Here is a 15,771-nt window from a genome sequence, read left to right as displayed (position 1 = left end):
GAAGACAAATGCGAGGGCATCATGTTTTATCCAGGGCATGGAGGAATTCGTAGCGGGGCGCATCGCCGTTTTGCCAGGCTTCGTATTGCCTGTAAACCGCGTCGAGCATGTTGCCGGTCAGGCGCAGACTGGTTTCCATCACGGTGGTAATGGCATCCCAGTCAGCCTGGTGCTTGCAGGTACGCTGCAGGATGAGTTTGATCTCGTTGAAGTGCTCGACATCGATATCCGAATGGGCAATGAAAAACGTCAGTTGCGCTGGCTTCAGCGCCAGTGTTTCGCTCAGTTTGTCGATCAGCGGAGTAATGAAGTGATAGGCGTTTTCCGCCCAGTAACTGTATCCCAGCCGTTGTAACGGATTACCGGTAAAAGAAATCCAGTATAAATAAGCAATCAGCACTTCAGTTTCAGCAAGTGCCGGTGGAATATCGAACGGTGCGTTTTTCAATCCCAGACTCATGACATCATGCAGAGCCATTTTTTCATGACCGACTTCTTGCGCCGCGTGCTCAAAGCAGAACTTTGCATAAACAGGATTATCGGCATGTCGCACACCGACCAAACCCTGGTTTCGCGCATTATGCGCAGTGTAATGAAAGGTTTCGATCATATAGATCGCATATAACGCTCTGGAAACACTGCCCTCACGGATGGCTTTGACCAGCCGGGAGTTATCCAGAATATCGCTCCATGCTTTTTCAATTCGTTGATCGAGCACACTCAATTGCTGTTCAAAACTGACGGATGCATTCATCGCGACTCTCCGGGGAGTTGGCGTTCATGGGAAAAGGCTGTTGCAGCGCTGTGAGGATTTGCCGCCATTGCGCAGACAGCAGCCAGTAATCGCCGCGAGCGCGATGTTCGATATGAAGTGAATTGGAGGTGATCGGGGTCAGACCGAAACGCTGGAACAGTCGCCGCTGAGGCGATCTGCACATGGCGGTAATGCCTTGATAACCGCGATCGATGGCCCATTCGGTGGCGGTCGCCAGCAGGCCGTTGATTGCTACCGGCCGGTGTTGTTGAGAGTGCGTGATCAGGCGACTGAACTCGACATGACGTGCCAGTGCCACGGTCGGCGAAACATGCTGGTGCGCCAGCGAGGCCCATTCGAAAGGTGACGGAGTCGCCCTCAATACCGCCACGATCTGATCGCGCTGATACAGCAGGAAATGAGTACTGCGCGAGGCAATCGCCAAACTGGTCTCAAGCGCTCGGGCTCTTGAGGTCAGCATGTAGTGCTGTAATCGAAGACGAAATTGCCGACCGATGAATCGCTGGAACTCGAGCGGGTCGCAACCCGCCTCGAGTATCACGACGCGATAATCACCTTGCTGACTGGTTAATGTCTGTTGTAGCCCCTGGAGATAATCCCTGAGTTGCAAATCCGTAGTATCCATTCCATCTCCGCAAACGTGAACTTATCGAAGTTTTCTGCGCGCATTGAAAGGATGGATGCTTTTAGAAATATCGCCACTGCGTGACTTCTGATAATGCCGTGGGAAAAATCACTGATATTTCAAACTTAATGATTTATCTGACGCACAGCGCAACATGAACAACAAACTGTTTAAGTTATACGGTCTGTTTAAGAAGAAATTGTCGGCATGCGCAAAACTCCTCGGTGAATACCACCGAGGAGTACGGCATCAATCAGAATGCAATAAACGCGTCAGTCCGGACGAATGACGTTACCGGACGCCAGGTCGCGGATGACGCTAGGGTTTTTCCGCCCGCCGAGGCTGCCGCCCAGCACCAGGTCAATCTGACCCCGGAAGTATTGCTCGACCCGCAAGCGCGTACGCGCCGCCGGCCGCCCCTGCGGATTGGCCGATGTTGAGATCAACGGCCCGACCATCGAACACAGATCGCGCACCTGAGGATGGTCGCTGACGCGCAGCGCCACGGTGTCGTGGATGCCGGTCACCCACACGGGCAACAGGTTCTGATGCGGCACCAGCCAGGTATTGGGCCCCGGCCAGGTGCTGGCCATGCGGTCGATCCATAGTTGCGGGAAGTCTTCGAACAGGAAATCGAACTGGCGAATGTTGTCGGCGACCAGTATCAGGCCCTTGTCCGCCGAGCGATTCTTGATCGCCAGCAGTCGATCCACCGCCTCTTCGTTCCACGGGTCGCAACCCAGCCCCCAGACGGCTTCGGTTGGATAGGCAATGACCGCCCCGGCGCGAATCTCTCGTGCGGCTTGTTGCACACGCCAACTGTTAACCATGAAAAAACTCTCCACAAACAGGTTTCGCGCAGTTTACCGATCTTCCTTGTAAAACCCAGCCTGTAGAAACGTTAGTTCACTCGCGCAAACCAGCGGCCGTTTTCATTCACCGCGCGGCCATCCATTTCAAGCTCGGTGAGGGCCGCCAACACTTTCGGTAACGTCCAGCCGCTGCTGTCGGCCAGGCCTTCACTGGTGTGCGGCGCGGCGTGGAGCAGGGCGAGCAACGGATGATCCGCTTTCGCTGTGTCTGTGGATAACGGCAAGCGCTGCCAGCCTCGCAAGGCTTCGAGAATGTGTTCGATGGTTTCTACCAGCACCGCGCCATCGCGGATCAATTGGTGACAGCCGCGCGCGCCGGGGTGATGGATCGAACCGGGAATCGCATACACCTCGCGCCCCTGTTCCGCCGCCAGCCGCGCGGTAATCAGTGAACCACTGGCCACGCTGGCCTCAACCACCAACACGCCAAGGGACAAACCGCTGATGATTCGGTTGCGACGCGGGAAGTTGCTCGCCGTCGGCCCGGCATCCAGCGGAAACTCCGAAACCACCGCGCTGCCCGAAGTGATCATGGCGTCTGCCAGTCGTCGATTGCGCTGTGGATAAAAATTTTCCAGGCCGGTGCCGAGGACACCGACCGTCAACCCGCCAACATCCAGCGCGGCCTGATGCGCAGCCGCATCGATACCCAGTGCCAAACCGCTGGTGATGACAAAACCGGCCCCGGCAAGGCAGCGGGAAAACGCCGCAGCGGTATCCATTCCCGGACGCGAGGCGCGACGGCTACCCACCATCGCCAGTTGCGGTTTCTCCAGAATCAGTGGATCGCCCGCGACAAACAACAGAGGCGGTGGATCCGCAATTTGTCCGAGCAACGCCGGATAATCGGCCTGATCCCACATCAGCAAATGATGCTCCGGCCGCTCTAGCCAGCGCATTGCATGGCTGGCGCCGTCGCGAACTTCGGGACAACGTCGCGCTTCGGCGCAGGCCGCCGGCAAACCCAGCGAACGCCAGGCGCTGGCCGGCGCGCTGATGGCTTTGGAGGCCGAGCCGAAGGCTTCGAGCAGTTTTGTAAAACGCTTGGGACCGATTTCCGGCAAACGGTGCAGGCGCAGACGCGCTTCCAGTTCCGCTGGGGAAACCGGTGTACAGGCTGTACGAAATCATGGATCATCCTTGATCGTTATAAGTCCCGAACCATTCGGAACAAGCTGTGGATAACTCTGTTGGTAACTTGTGAAGCTTGCTTACGGATTTCGCACTTTGTCGAGCACTGCCAGCGAGCGCGATGCGTTGAGAACGAGGCCGTAGCTGAGTTTGTCGTAGGTGCGGAACACCATCAGCAAACCGGCGCGTTCGTCGGGAATTTTCAGCGGCTGACCGGTGATGCGATCACGCACGGTTTCACCGGTTTTCATCACCACCAGCACATTGCCTTCGGCCAGACCGTCGCGCTTGCCCTTGTTCAACGTGACCACGTCCATCACGCCGATCTGGGTGACGCCGCGTGGTACATCGATGATCACACCGTTGATACTGGTGCCCGGTGCGCTGGGCATGAAGGTCGAGTTGATCGAGCGCTCTTCGCCGCTGAACAAACGGTCGCCGAGACGTACTTCCTGAGTCGTGCGTTGCAAGGCGAGGGTGGCGACGTCGCCTTCGGTCGCCACAATCTCACCGCCGCCGATATCGTCGGCGTTGATCCCGAGGAACTCCTTGGTCTGCGGGTCGGTGTAGACCTTGCCCTGACGGAAGATGCCGTAAACCGGTTGATCCGGATCGAAATGGCCGCGCGCGAAGATCCGGTCACCGGTACCGCTGAGCACGCGTTCGGCATCGCCGGCGACGATGTACGGTGCCTTGTCGAAGTCCTCGACCTTGTCGACGATGCGGTTGCTCAGCAGAAAGCTGTTGATCGATTTCAGCGGAATGCTCGGAATCGCCTCGGCCACCGGGCTGGTGCGAATGCGTGGCGAGAGTTTGATGGTACCGCGTGACTCACCGCGATTGAGGGTCAGCCGCGGTTGGCCGTCGACATAGCTGAGCGTCAGCGTGTCGCCGGGATAGATCAGGTTGGGGTTTTCGATTTGCGGGTTGGCCCGCCACAGTTGTGGCCACTGCCAGGGCTCGCGCAGGTATTTGCCGGAAATGTCCCAGAGCGTATCCCCCGAAACCACCGTGTATTGCTGTGGAAAACCATCCCTGAGTTGCACTTGCCCTTGCGCCACGCCGGCCGAGGCCAACAGCAGCAGGGCGAGTAGTGTTTTCCTCATGCAGTGAATCCCTTTATCATGTGCATTCGCGTGAACCGTCAGAGCCCCCGTGGCTCGCTTGTGCAAAATGCACAAGCTACGCTTCACAACGGTAGCCTGCATCTTCGGACCTGCCAGGCCATCGCCCGACTTTACTCAACGTGTGCAGCAATCAAAGCCTATGGCCATTTTAAACATCCTCGAATTCCCGGACCCGCGTCTGCGCACTATCGCCAAGCCTGTGGCTGTAGTGGACGACGAAGTGCGTCAGTTGGTCGATGACATGTTTGAAACAATGTATGAAGCGCCGGGCATCGGCCTTGCCGCGACCCAGGTCAACGTGCACAAACGTATCGTCGTGATGGACCTTTCCGAAGACCGCACCGAGCCGCGGGTGTTCATCAACCCCGAGTTCGAGTCGCTGACCGAAGAAATGGACCAATACCAGGAAGGCTGCCTGTCGGTGCCGGGTTTCTACGAAAACGTCGATCGCCCGCAAAAGGTCAAAATCAAGGCGCTGGACCGCGACGGCAAGCCCTATGAGCTGATCGCCGAAGGCCTGCTCGCGGTGTGCATCCAGCACGAATGCGACCACCTCAACGGCAAATTGTTCGTCGATTACCTGTCCACGCTCAAACGCGACCGGATCAAGAAGAAACTGGAAAAGCAGCACCGCCAGAACGCTTGATGCCCCTCCTTCAAAGGCTTGCTGCGGCAAGCCTTTTTCTTTTCAAGAGACGCCCTTCATGACTGAGCCACTGCGCATCGTTTTTGCCGGCACCCCGGAATTCGCCGCCGAACACCTCAAGGCCCTGCTGAACAGCCCTTACGAGATCGTTGCGGTCTACACCCAACCGGATCGTCCGGCCGGTCGCGGGCAAAAACTGATGCCGAGCCCGGTTAAACAGTTGGCGCTGGAAAATAATATCCAGGTGTTGCAGCCGCCGACGTTGCGCAACGCTGACGCCCAGGCTGAACTGGCCGCGCTGAAGCCGGATTTGCTGGTGGTGGTCGCCTACGGCCTGATCCTGCCGCAAGTGGTGCTGGATATTCCGCGTCTGGGCTGCATCAACAGTCACGCCTCCTTGCTGCCACGCTGGCGCGGTGCGGCGCCGATTCAACGCGCCGTGGAACACGGTGATGCCGAGAGCGGCGTGACCGTGATGCGCATGGAAGCCGGCCTCGACACCGGGCCGATGCTGCTCAAGGTCGTCACGCCGATCAGCGCTGAAGATACTGGCGGCAGCCTGCACGACCGCCTCGCAGAAATGGGCCCACCGGCCGTGGTGCAAGCGATTGCCGGTCTGGCCGCAGGCACGCTGGAAGGCGAAGTGCAGAACGACGAACTCGCCACTTATGCGCACAAACTCAACAAAGATGAAGCACGCATCGACTGGAGCCGGCCGGCGGTTGAGCTGGAGCGCCTGGTGCGCGCCTTCAATCCATGGCCGATCACCCACAGCACCCTCAATGGTGAAGCACTGAAAGTGCTCGCGGCGAATCTCGTCGAAGGCAACGGTGCACCGGGCACGATCCTCAGCGCCAGCAAGGACGGCCTGATCGTCGCCTGCGGCGAACAAGCCCTGTGCCTGACCCGCCTGCAATTGCCCGGCGGCAAGGCGCTGAACTTCAGCGACCTGTTCAACAGCCGCCGTGAGAAATTCGCCGTCGGCACCGTGCTCGGCGCAGCGGTGGACGCGCAATGAATCCGCGTCTGGCCGCCGCCAAGGCACTCGCCGCCGTGCTCAGCGGCAAAGCCTCGCTGAACAGCTCCCTGCCGACGCAACTGGACAAGGTCGAGGATCGCGATCGCGGTTTTACTCAGGATCTGGCCTTCGGCACCGCACGTTGGCAGCCACGCCTGTCGGCACTGGCGGAAAAACTTCTGCAGAAACCGTTCAAGGCTGCCGACGCCGATGTCGAGGCGCTGCTGCTGGTCGGTCTCTACCAATTGCTCTATACCCGCGTGCCGGCCCACGCCGCCATCGGCGAAACCGTCGGTTGCGCCGACAAGCTGAAAAAACCGTGGGCCAAGGGCCTGCTCAACGCCGTGCTGCGCAATGCCCAACGCGAAAGCGAAACGATTTTCGCCGAGCTGGAGCGTGATCCGGTGGTGCGCACCGCCCACCCACGCTGGCTGCAAAAATCCCTCAAGGCCTTCTGGCCTGAGCAGTGGGAAGCGATTTGCGAGGCGAACAACGCGCATCCGCCGATGATCCTGCGGGTCAACCGCCGCCATCACAGCCGTGACGCTTACCTCGGCTTGCTGACTGAAGCCGGAATTGCCGCGACGCCGTGTGTTTACAGTCGCGACGGCATCATTCTCGAAGCCGCTGCCGACGTGCGCAGCCTGCCGGGTTTCGCCGAGGGCTGGATCAGCGTGCAGGACGAGGCCGCGCAACTGGCCGCCGACCTGCTCGATCTGGCGCCGGGCCAACGCGTGCTCGACGCCTGCTGCGCGCCGGGCGGCAAGACCTGCCACATCCTCGAAGCCGAACCGGCGCTGGCCGGCGTGGTGGCGGTGGATCTGGAAGCCAAGCGTCTGGTGCGGGTCAAGGAGAACCTTGAACGCCTCGGTCTCAACGCCGAACTGATCGCCGCCGACGGCCGCGATACCGCGAAATGGTGGGACGGCAAACCGTTCCAGCGCATTCTGCTCGACGCACCATGCTCGGCCACCGGTGTGATCCGCCGCCATCCGGACATCAAGCTGACCCGTCAACCGGACGACATCGTCGCCCTCGCGCAACTGCAAGGCGAGTTGCTCGATGCCCTGTGGAAAACCCTCGAAGTCGGCGGCATCCTGCTGTACGCCACCTGCTCGACGCTGCCGACCGAAAACACCGAAGTCATCGCCGCGTTCCTTGAGCGCACACCCGGCGCCCGCGAACTGGATCTGGCCACGACGGCGGGGATCAAGCAGCCCCATGGTCGCCAATTGCTGGCCCGGCAGGGCGGGCATGACGGGTTCTACTACGCCAAGCTGATCAAGATCGCTGCCGCGCGCGGCTAAACGGATTCAATGGAGTGACTGGATGAAAATCATCATCCTCGGTGCGGGACAGGTCGGCGGTTCGCTGGCCGAACATTTGGCCAGCGAGGCCAATGACATCACGGTGGTCGACACCGACGGCGAACGCCTGCGCGACCTCGGCGACCGCCTCGATATTCGCACCGTGCAGGGCCGTGGCTCGCTGCCGTCGGTGCTGCGTCAGGCCGGTGCCGACGACGCCGACATGCTGGTGGCGGTAACCAACAGCGACGAGACCAACATGGTCGCCTGTCAGGTCGCCCACACGCTGTTCCACACCCCGACCAAAATCGCCCGGGTGCGCGAAGTTTCCTACCTCAATCGCGAGGAACAACTGTTCCAGAACGAAGCGATTCCGGTCGACGTGCTGATCAGCCCCGAGCAAGTGGTGACCAACTACATCAAGCGCCTGATCCAGCATCCGGGTGCCTTGCAGGTGATCGACTTCGCCGAAGGCGCCGCGCAACTGGTGGCGGTGCGCGCCTATTACGGCGGGCCGCTGGTCGGTCAGCAACTGCGGCAGTTGCGCGAGCACATGCCGAATGTCGAAACCCGCGTGGCAGCAATTTTCCGCCGTGACCGGCCGATCCTGCCGCAGGGCGACACGGTGATCGAGGCCGATGACGAAGTCTTTTTCATCGCCGCCCGTGAGAACATTCGCGCGGTGATGAGCGAAATGCGTCGCCTCGACGAAACCTACAAACGCATCGTCATTGCGGGCGGCGGGCAGATCGGCGAGCGTCTGGCCGAGGCCATCGAAAGCCGTTATCAGGTGAAGATCATCGAGATGAATCCGGCGCGTTGCCGTTATCTATCCGATACCCTCGACAGCACTGTGGTGTTGCAGGGCAGCGCTTCTGACCGCGACCTGTTGTTGGAAGAGAACATCGCCGATGCCGATATTTTCCTCGCGCTGACCAACGACGACGAAGCCAACATCATGTCGTCGCTGCTGGCGAAACGGCTGGGGGCGAAGAAGGTCATGACGATCATCAACAACCCGGCCTACGTCGACCTGATTCAGGGCGGTGACATCGACATCGCCATCAGCCCGCAACTGGCGACCATCGGCACCTTGCTGGCGCACGTGCGTCGTGGCGATATCGTCAGCGTGCACTCATTGCGTCGCGGTGCGGCGGAGGCGATCGAGGCGATTGCCCACGGTGATGCGAAGTCGAGCAAGGTGATCGGCAAGCCCATCGAGAAGATCGGCCTGCCACCGGGCACCACGATTGGCGCGGTGATCCGCAATGAACAGGTGATCATCGCCCACGATGACACGGTGATCGAAGCGGGCGACCACGTGATTCTGTTCCTTGTGGATAAAAAACATATTCGCGATGTGGAGAAGCTGTTTCATGTGGGGTTGAGCTTCTTCTGAGGTTGATCGTTCCCACGCTCCGCGTGGGAATGCAGCCCGGGACGCTCCGCGTCCCAAGAGCGGACGCAGAGCGTCCATTGAGGCATTCCCACGCAGAGCGTGGGAACGACCAGACACCCGAGAAAGGAATCCACCAATGCTCGAATCCCTGGAAAAAATGCTCGCCAAGGGTGTGGATAACTCATTGCTGCGCTTCGGCCTGGGCAAGGGCTATCTGGATCGTGGCGAAAACGCCATAGCCGCCGAACACTTCCAGCGCTGTGTCGGTTTCGATCCAAAGTATTCAGCAGCGTGGAAACTCTTGGGCAAGGCGCATCTGGCGCTGGGCGATCATGCTGCCGCGCGTCAAGCCTGGGAACAGGGTCTGGAAGCCGCCCGCGCCCACGGCGACAAGCAGGCCGAGAAAGAAATGACGGTGTTCTTGAAGAAGCTCGATCGTCAGGCGCCGTAACGTTTCACAAATACCTCAGGCCAATGCCCTCGGCATCCACCGTTACCACTTCCATCCGCACCCGGGGCGCGCCTGTGGGTAAATCCTGCACTTGGCCGTAAACCACTGCGCCTTTGGGCAACGATGCCAAAGTCGGATGTTGCACAAATACCCCGGTGGGCGACAGGTTACGCGTCTGCCCGAGGCACTCGCCGAAGCTGTCGTGGGTGATCTTGATGCGAAACGATTTGCGGTGTTCGGACATCTGCTGCGCCCTTGAATGAACGGTTGTGGATAACCTCGCCAATGAGGTTATCCACAGATCATGCCAATCACATCTAAAAAGCTCAGTACCAGCGCTCTTCGCCCGGCGGACGCTTCTTGAAGCGCTTCATGCTCCACATGTACTGGCTCGGATACGCCGCCACGTAGCGCTCGACGACTTTACTCATCGCAGCGCAGGACTCGGCGGTATCGGTGCTGTACATGGCTTGCGGCGCTGCTTCGAGGATCACTTTGTAGCCGGAACCGTCGGGCAGGCGCAGCGCATGCAGGAACACGCCGACCGCTTTGCCACCGGCGAGCATGTTCGGTACGAATTTGCTGGTCAATGCTTGAGTCGCGAAGAACGGCACGAAGATCCCGGCGGATTCGGCCGGTTCCGGGTCAGCGGGAATGCCCACTGCACCACCTTTGCGCACTTCCTTGATAACGCTGAGGATGCCTTCCTTGGTCGACGCGGCGACTTTGTTGCCCAGTTGCACGCGCTGTTTGCGCAGCAATTCATCCACCGCCTTGAGCTTGGGCGGGCGATAGAAAATGATCGGTTTGCACTGGCTGCAATAGAAGTGGTTGAGCACTTCCCAGTTACCGAGGTGGCTGGTAATACCGACCACGCCTTTGCCCGAGGCCAGCGCATCCTTGAGAACGTCGAGGCCTTCGACTTCGCGCACCAGATCGATCGAACGCTGCGCCGGCCAGATCCACGCGCAGGCGCTTTCGGTCAGCGATTTGCCGATGTCTTTCAGGCTCTGCCCGACCAGACGCTCACGTTCGGCCGGGTCCATCTGTGGAAAACATTTGGCGAGGTTGATCCGCACCACGTCGCGGGAGCGGTTGGGGGTTTTCCACATGATCCAGCCGATCGCCGAACCCACGGCCTGCACGGCCCGCCATGGCAGCAGGGCAAACAGCCGCAGAGCGCCTACCAGCAAGGCGCCTTTAAACTTTTCCACAGGTCACTCCTGATCTTGTGCGGTGCGCTAGGCGGCCATTCTAACCGCCGTTGGCGAGCTGCGCGTAGCGGTCGCAATCCTGGGTGTGGTCCATGACCATGCCCGAGGCCTGCATCAGCGCGTAGCAAATGGTCGGGCCGACGAACGTGAACCCGGCCTTTTTCAGGCCTTTGCTCATCGCCAGCGCTTCGGCGGTGATCGCCGGGACTTCGCTGCGATCCTTGAAATGATTGATGATCGGTCGGTCGTTGACGAACGACCAGAGGAACGCCACCGGGTCCTCCAGCGCCAGCCAGGCCTGGGCATTACGGCGGGCGGCATTGAGTTTGAGGCGGTTGCGGATGATCCCCGGATCGAGCATCAATTCGTCGATTTCCGCGTCGCTCATCTGCGCCACGCGCTGCACGTCGAAGCCGAACAGCACCTCGCGATAACGCTCGCGCTTGCGCAACACGGTGATCCACGACAGCCCGGCCTGGAACCCTTCGAGCAAAAGCAACTCGAACAAACCCTGCGCATCGCGTAGCGGCGTGCCCCACTCCTGGTCGTGATAAGCCATGTACAGCGGATCTTCGGTACACCAAAAGCAGCGTGGCATAAGGCTCCAGGGGGCGTGCGCAGCAATGAATCGGGTATACTCCCGCTCTTTAAATCGCAGCCCAAGAAACAGGTGAATTTCGTGAGCCAGCCTACGCCAGCCGTGCGTACCTTCCAAGACTTGATCCTCGCGCTCCAGCAATACTGGGCCGAGCAAGGTTGTGTGGTACTTCAGCCCTACGATATGGAAGTAGGCGCCGGCACTTTCCACACCGCGACCTTCCTGCGCGCCATCGGCCCGGAAACCTGGAACGCCGCCTACGTGCAGCCAAGCCGCCGTCCGACTGACGGCCGTTACGGTGAAAACCCGAACCGTCTGCAGCACTACTACCAGTTCCAGGTCGTGCTGAAGCCGAACCCGGACAACTTTCAGGAGCTGTACCTGGGCTCGCTCAAGCATGTCGGCCTGGACCCGCTGGTCCACGACATTCGCTTCGTCGAAGACAACTGGGAATCGCCGACCCTCGGCGCCTGGGGTCTGGGCTGGGAAGTCTGGCTGAACGGCATGGAAGTGACTCAGTTCACCTACTTCCAACAAGCTGGCGGCATCGAGTGCTACCCGGTGACCGGCGAGATCACTTACGGTCTCGAGCGTCTGGCCATGTACCTGCAAGGCGTGGATTCGGTCTACGACCTGGTCTGGGCTGACGGCCCGATGGGCAAAGTCACCTACGGCGACGTGTTCCATCAGAACGAAGTGGAGCAGTCCACCTACAACTTCGAGCACGCCAACGTCGACAAGCTGTTCGAACTGTTCGATTTCTATGAAGGCGAAGCCAAGCGCCTGATCGAACTCGACCAGCCGCTGCCGTTGCCGAGCTACGAAATGGTGCTGAAGGCCTCGCACACCTTCAACCTGCTGGATGCGCGCCGGGCGATCTCGGTGACCGCGCGTCAGCAATACATTCTGCGCGTACGCACCCTGGCGCGTTCCGTTGCGCAAGCCTACCTGCTGGCACGCGCCAAGCTGGGCTTCCCGATGGCGACCCCGGACCTGCGTGACGAAGTACTGGCCAAGCTGGAGGCAGCACAATGAGTGCGCAAGATTTTCTGGTTGAACTGGGCACCGAAGAACTGCCACCCAAAGCCCTCAACACTTTGGCTGAGGCGTTCCTCGCCGGTATCGACAAGGGCCTGCAAGCCGCTGGCCTGAGCTACGAAACCAAAACCGTCTACGCCGCGCCGCGTCGTCTGGCTGTGCTGATCACAGCGCTGGCTACCCAGCAACCGGATCGCAGCATCAACCTCGATGGCCCGCCACGTCAGGCCGCTTTCGACGCTGACGGCAATCCGACTCAAGCAGCACTGGGCTTCGCCAAGAAGTGCGGCGTCGATCTGAGCGAAATCGATCAGAGCGGCCCGAAACTGCGTTACAGCCAGAGCATCGCCGGCAAGCCGACCGCGAGCCTGCTGCCAACCATCGTCGAAGATTCGCTGAACGACCTGCCGATCCCGAAACGCATGCGTTGGGGTGCGCGCAAGGAAGAGTTCGTGCGTCCGACGCAATGGCTGGTGATGCTGCTCGGTGACCAGGTCATCGACTGCACCATCCTCGCGCAGAAGGCTGGCCGTGATTCCCGTGGTCACCGTTTCCATCACCCGCAAAACGTGCGCATCAGTTCGCCGTCGAGCTACCTCGCCGACCTGCGTGGCGCTTACGTGCTGGCCGACGCCAACGAACGTCGCGAGATCATCAGCAAGCGCACCGAAGAGCTGGCCACCCGTCAGGAAGGCACGGCAATCGTTCCGCCGGCACTGCTCGACGAAGTAACCGCACTGGTTGAATGGCCGGTGCCGCTGGTGTGCTCGTTCGAGGAGCGTTTCCTCGACGTGCCGCAAGAAGCGCTGATCACCACCATGCAGGACAACCAGAAGTACTTCTGCCTGCTGGATGCCGACGGCAAGTTGCTGCCACGTTTCATCACTGTGGCCAACATCGAAAGCAAAGACCCGCAGCAGATCATCGCCGGTAACGAGAAAGTGGTTCGCCCACGCCTGACCGACGCCGAGTTCTTCTTCAAGCAAGACAAGAAGCAGAAGCTCGAAGCCTTTAACGATCGCCTGAAAAACGTGGTGTTCCAGGAAAAACTCGGCAGCGTCTACGACAAGGCCGAGCGCGTTTCCAAGCTGGCCGCGTACATCGCCGCACGCATCGGTGGCAACGCTTCTTGGGCTGCCCGCGCAGGCCTGCTGTCGAAGTGCGACCTGGCCACCGAAATGGTCGGCGAGTTCCCGGAGATGCAAGGTGTCGCCGGTTACTACTACGCCCTCAATGACGGCGAGCCGGAAGACGTCGCGCTGGCGCTGAACGAGCAGTACATGCCACGCGGTGCCGGTGCTGAACTGCCAGCCACCCTGACCGGTGCTGCCGTTGCCATCGCTGACAAACTCGACACCCTGGTCGGCATTTTCGGTATCGGCATGCTGCCAACCGGCAGCAAAGACCCGTATGCCCTGCGCCGTGCGGCACTCGGCGTGCTGCGTATCCTCATCGAGAAGAAACTTGATCTCGACCTGAACGACGCCGTGGCTTTCGCCGTGGCCGCGTTCGGTGCCAAGGTCAAGGCTGCCGGCCTCAACGAGTCCGTGCTGGAGTTCATCTTCGACCGTCTGCGTGCGCGTTACGAAGATGAAGGCGTTGAAGTCGCCACTTACCTGTCGGTCCGTGCCCTGAAGCCGGGTTCGGCGCTGGACTTCGACCAGCGTGTGCAAGCGGTACAAGCCTTCCGCAAACTGCCGGAAGCGGCAGCGCTGGCGGCGGTGAACAAGCGTGTATCGAACCTGTTGAGCAAACTCGAAGGCGCGGTGCCGACCGAGGTGCAAGCCAAGTATTTCGACAACGCCAACGAGTTCTCGCTGTACTCGGCGATCCAGCAAGCGGATCAAGCGGTGCAGCCAATGGCTGCGGCGCGTCAGTACAACGAATCGCTGGCACGCCTGGCGGCATTGCGTGAGCCGGTCGATGCGTTCTTCGACGCGGTGATGGTCAATGCCGACGACGCCAATGTGCGGGCCAACCGTTACGCGCTGCTGGCGCGTCTGCGTGGCCTGTTCCTCGGCGTTGCCGACATTTCGTTGCTGGGTTGAGGGATTGCTGTTGAAACTGCTGATTCTCGATCGGGACGGAGTGATCAATCACGACTCCGACGCTTACATCAAGTCCGTGGCGGAGTGGATTCCGTTGCCCGGCTCGATCGAAGCGATTGCGCAGTTGAGCAAGGCCGGCTGGACGGTGGCGGTGGCCACCAACCAGTCGGGCATTGCTCGCGGTTACTACGACCTCGCTACCCTCGATGCCATGCACGCGCGCTTGCGCGAACTGGTGGCGGAGCAGGGCGGTGAAGTCGGGCTGATCGTGTATTGCCCGCATGGGCCGGATGAAGGTTGCGATTGCCGCAAGCCGAAACCGGGGATGTTGAAAACCATCGCCGCGCATTACAACGTCACGCTTGCCAATGTCTGGTTCGTCGGCGACAGCCTTGGTGACCTGGAGGCCGCCAAAGCCGTCGATTCACAGCCAGTTTTGGTAAAGACCGGAAAAGGCGCAAAGACTCAGGGCAAAACCCTGCCGGTTGGCACTCTGATTTTTGACGATCTGGCGGCGATTGCCGCAGAACTTATCCACAACTAGAGTACTTCTGAAGTTCCTGACCAGGGATTGATCGGGAGTGCGCTTGAACATTCGGGCATTGCCCCGTCACGGTAAACGTCACTATGTCGATACTGCGGGCCATCAGGATTTTTCTCTTTTACCTGCTGCTGGGCACCACCTCCCTGCTGTGGTGCAGCTTGAGTTTTTTTATCGCGCCGTTTTTGCCGTTCAAGGCGCGTTATCGTTTTATCAACGTGTACTGGTGTCGTTGCGCCTTGTGGTTGACCAAGGTGTTCCTCGGTATTCGTTACGAAATCAAAGGCGCGGAAAACGTGCCTGACCGGCCCTGCGTGATTCAATCGAACCACCAGAGCACCTGGGAGACATTCTTTCTCTCCGCTTATTTCTCGCCGCTGAGCCAGGTGCTCAAACGCGAACTGCTGTACGTACCGTTTTTCGGCTGGGCGATGGCTATGCTGCGGCCGATCGCGATTGATCGTGACAACCCGAAAGCGGCGCTGAAACAGGTCGCGGCGAAGGGTGATGAGCTGCTCAAGGACAACGTTTGGGTGCTGATCTTCCCGGAAGGTACGCGTGTGCCGTTTGGCACCGTCGGCAAGTTCTCCCGCAGTGGCAGCGCTTTGGCGGTGAATGCGGCGCTTCCGGTGCTGCCGATTGCACACAATGCCGGCAAGTTCTGGCCGAAAGTCGGTTGGGGCAAAAAGTCCGGCGTGATCACTGTGGTCATCGGTGAACCGATGTACGCCGAAGGCACAGGCCCGCGCGCCATCGCTCAGTTGAACGACCGGGTACAAGCCTGGAACGAGAAGACCCAACGCGAAATGGGCTCGCTGCCACCGGCCCCGCAGGCACCGGCGGCAAATGATCAGATCGCTGTCTGAGATTTTGTGGATAACCTGTGTACGGTTTGTTTGAAAAGGCTTGAATATTGAGATTAAGTAATTGATTTACTTATATATTTCTCAAGCTCATAAAAGACCGTAAAAGGTGCATAAG

Annotated in this window: 17 protein-coding genes; 9 read left to right on the top strand and 8 right to left on the bottom strand. The window is 59.8% G+C overall.

The window, feature by feature from the left end; translation table 11 throughout:
• Positions 1 to 19: 19 nt before the first annotated feature.
• The 5 genes from WA225_RS18505 to WA225_RS18485 form a co-directional block, all read right to left on the bottom strand.
• Entirely contained in the window at positions 20 to 754 is a 735-nt protein-coding gene (locus WA225_RS18505) for an iron-containing redox enzyme family protein (RefSeq protein WP_422609043.1), read from the bottom strand.
• A complete protein-coding gene (locus WA225_RS18500) occupies positions 732 to 1,235 on the bottom strand; it encodes a hypothetical protein (RefSeq protein WP_422609042.1) in 504 nt (167 codons plus the stop codon). Before WA225_RS18500 ends, WA225_RS18505 begins: the two co-directional genes overlap by 23 nt.
• Positions 1,236 to 1,672: 437 nt before the next feature.
• Positions 1,673 to 2,230: an L-threonylcarbamoyladenylate synthase gene (locus WA225_RS18495; protein WP_422609041.1), complete on the bottom strand. Its 558-nt coding sequence runs from the start codon at positions 2,228 to 2,230 to the stop codon at positions 1,673 to 1,675.
• 71 nt (positions 2,231 to 2,301) lie between these two features.
• Positions 2,302 to 3,363: a DNA-processing protein DprA gene (gene dprA, locus WA225_RS18490; protein ID WP_422609119.1), complete on the bottom strand. Its 1,062-nt coding sequence runs from the start codon at positions 3,361 to 3,363 to the stop codon at positions 2,302 to 2,304.
• 120 nt (positions 3,364 to 3,483) lie between these two features.
• Entirely contained in the window at positions 3,484 to 4,509 is a 1,026-nt protein-coding gene (locus tag WA225_RS18485) for a LysM peptidoglycan-binding domain-containing protein (RefSeq protein ID WP_422609040.1), read from the bottom strand.
• 160 nt (positions 4,510 to 4,669) lie between these two features.
• Here WA225_RS18485 and def point away from each other — a divergent pair, with 160 nt between their 5' ends.
• The 5 genes from def to WA225_RS18460 all read left to right on the top strand — a co-directional run bounded on the left by def (position 4,670) and on the right by WA225_RS18460 (position 9,351).
• Positions 4,670 to 5,176 carry a peptide deformylase gene (gene def / locus WA225_RS18480; protein WP_038359594.1) on the top strand — a complete coding sequence of 169 codons (507 nt, stop codon included), beginning with the start codon at positions 4,670 to 4,672 and terminating at the stop codon, positions 5,174 to 5,176.
• 58 nt (positions 5,177 to 5,234) lie between these two features.
• A complete protein-coding gene (gene fmt / locus WA225_RS18475; RefSeq protein ID WP_422609039.1) occupies positions 5,235 to 6,194 on the top strand; it encodes a methionyl-tRNA formyltransferase in 960 nt (319 codons plus the stop codon).
• Complete coding sequence (rsmB, locus tag WA225_RS18470) at positions 6,191 to 7,501, top strand: 16S rRNA (cytosine(967)-C(5))-methyltransferase RsmB (protein ID WP_422609038.1); 1,311 nt, start codon at positions 6,191 to 6,193, stop codon at positions 7,499 to 7,501. Before fmt ends, rsmB begins: the two co-directional genes overlap by 4 nt.
• A gap of 22 nt (positions 7,502 to 7,523) precedes the next feature.
• Positions 7,524 to 8,900, top strand: coding sequence for a Trk system potassium transporter TrkA (gene trkA / locus WA225_RS18465; protein WP_422609037.1), 1,377 nt, complete (start codon positions 7,524 to 7,526; stop codon positions 8,898 to 8,900).
• A 136-nt stretch (positions 8,901 to 9,036) separates the two neighbouring features.
• On the top strand, positions 9,037 to 9,351 hold the full coding sequence (locus WA225_RS18460) for a tetratricopeptide repeat protein (protein WP_422609036.1): 315 nt from the start codon (positions 9,037 to 9,039) through the stop codon (positions 9,349 to 9,351).
• A gap of 4 nt (positions 9,352 to 9,355) precedes the next feature.
• Here WA225_RS18460 and WA225_RS18455 read toward each other — a convergent pair whose 3' ends face one another.
• The 3 genes from WA225_RS18455 to WA225_RS18445 form a co-directional block, all read right to left on the bottom strand.
• Complete coding sequence (locus tag WA225_RS18455) at positions 9,356 to 9,595, bottom strand: PilZ domain-containing protein (protein WP_422609035.1); 240 nt, start codon at positions 9,593 to 9,595, stop codon at positions 9,356 to 9,358.
• An 82-nt stretch (positions 9,596 to 9,677) separates the two neighbouring features.
• Positions 9,678 to 10,565: a lysophospholipid acyltransferase gene (locus WA225_RS18450; protein WP_422609034.1), complete on the bottom strand. Its 888-nt coding sequence runs from the start codon at positions 10,563 to 10,565 to the stop codon at positions 9,678 to 9,680.
• 40 nt (positions 10,566 to 10,605) lie between these two features.
• Positions 10,606 to 11,163 (bottom strand): DNA-3-methyladenine glycosylase I, encoded by a 558-nt coding sequence (locus tag WA225_RS18445; protein WP_422609033.1) that lies wholly within the window; start codon positions 11,161 to 11,163, stop codon positions 10,606 to 10,608.
• 81 nt (positions 11,164 to 11,244) lie between these two features.
• On the opposite strand from WA225_RS18445, the gene glyQ reads away from it, so the two are divergent.
• From glyQ to WA225_RS18425, 4 genes are all read left to right on the top strand, one after another.
• Positions 11,245 to 12,198 carry a glycine--tRNA ligase subunit alpha gene (glyQ, locus tag WA225_RS18440; RefSeq protein WP_034152298.1) on the top strand — a complete coding sequence of 318 codons (954 nt, stop codon included), beginning with the start codon at positions 11,245 to 11,247 and terminating at the stop codon, positions 12,196 to 12,198.
• A complete protein-coding gene (glyS, locus tag WA225_RS18435; protein WP_422609032.1) occupies positions 12,195 to 14,249 on the top strand; it encodes a glycine--tRNA ligase subunit beta in 2,055 nt (684 codons plus the stop codon). Before glyQ ends, glyS begins: the two co-directional genes overlap by 4 nt.
• Positions 14,250 to 14,253: 4 nt before the next feature.
• Entirely contained in the window at positions 14,254 to 14,793 is a 540-nt protein-coding gene (gmhB, locus tag WA225_RS18430; RefSeq protein ID WP_397483822.1) for a D-glycero-beta-D-manno-heptose 1,7-bisphosphate 7-phosphatase, read from the top strand.
• An 83-nt stretch (positions 14,794 to 14,876) separates the two neighbouring features.
• The gene (locus WA225_RS18425) at positions 14,877 to 15,656 is read left to right on the top strand and encodes a lysophospholipid acyltransferase family protein (protein ID WP_422609031.1); all 780 of its coding nucleotides are present in this window, start codon (positions 14,877 to 14,879) and stop codon (positions 15,654 to 15,656) included.
• Positions 15,657 to 15,771: the final 115 nt, after the last annotated feature.

Origin of the sequence: Pseudomonas sp. (assembly GCF_049300855.1) — a bacterium.
Lineage (GTDB): Bacteria > Pseudomonadota > Gammaproteobacteria > Pseudomonadales > Pseudomonadaceae > Aquipseudomonas.
The sequence above is the reverse complement of the archived record's forward strand: the minus strand, read 5'-3'. Positions and strand labels throughout refer to the sequence as shown.

What these genes read in the sequence shown, in the direction of transcription:
- WA225_RS18505 (WP_422609043.1), bottom strand. Translation starts at nt 754, where the DNA reads ATGAATGCATCCGTCAGTTTTGAACAGCAATTGAGTGTGCTCGATCAA.
- WA225_RS18500 (WP_422609042.1), bottom strand. Translation starts at nt 1,235, where the DNA reads ATGCTGACCTCAAGAGCCCGAGCGCTTGAGACCAGTTTGGCGATTGCC.
- WA225_RS18495 (WP_422609041.1), bottom strand. Translation starts at nt 2,230, where the DNA reads ATGGTTAACAGTTGGCGTGTGCAACAAGCCGCACGAGAGATTCGCGCC.
- WA225_RS18485 (WP_422609040.1), bottom strand. Translation starts at nt 4,509, where the DNA reads ATGAGGAAAACACTACTCGCCCTGCTGCTGTTGGCCTCGGCCGGCGTG.
- def (WP_038359594.1), top strand. Translation starts at nt 4,670, where the DNA reads ATGGCCATTTTAAACATCCTCGAATTCCCGGACCCGCGTCTGCGCACT.
- fmt (WP_422609039.1), top strand. Translation starts at nt 5,235, where the DNA reads ATGACTGAGCCACTGCGCATCGTTTTTGCCGGCACCCCGGAATTCGCC.
- rsmB (WP_422609038.1), top strand. Translation starts at nt 6,191, where the DNA reads ATGAATCCGCGTCTGGCCGCCGCCAAGGCACTCGCCGCCGTGCTCAGC.
- trkA (WP_422609037.1), top strand. Translation starts at nt 7,524, where the DNA reads ATGAAAATCATCATCCTCGGTGCGGGACAGGTCGGCGGTTCGCTGGCC.
- WA225_RS18460 (WP_422609036.1), top strand. Translation starts at nt 9,037, where the DNA reads ATGCTCGAATCCCTGGAAAAAATGCTCGCCAAGGGTGTGGATAACTCA.
- WA225_RS18455 (WP_422609035.1), bottom strand. Translation starts at nt 9,595, where the DNA reads ATGTCCGAACACCGCAAATCGTTTCGCATCAAGATCACCCACGACAGC.
- WA225_RS18445 (WP_422609033.1), bottom strand. Translation starts at nt 11,163, where the DNA reads ATGCCACGCTGCTTTTGGTGTACCGAAGATCCGCTGTACATGGCTTAT.
- glyS (WP_422609032.1), top strand. Translation starts at nt 12,195, where the DNA reads ATGAGTGCGCAAGATTTTCTGGTTGAACTGGGCACCGAAGAACTGCCA.
- WA225_RS18425 (WP_422609031.1), top strand. Translation starts at nt 14,877, where the DNA reads ATGTCGATACTGCGGGCCATCAGGATTTTTCTCTTTTACCTGCTGCTG.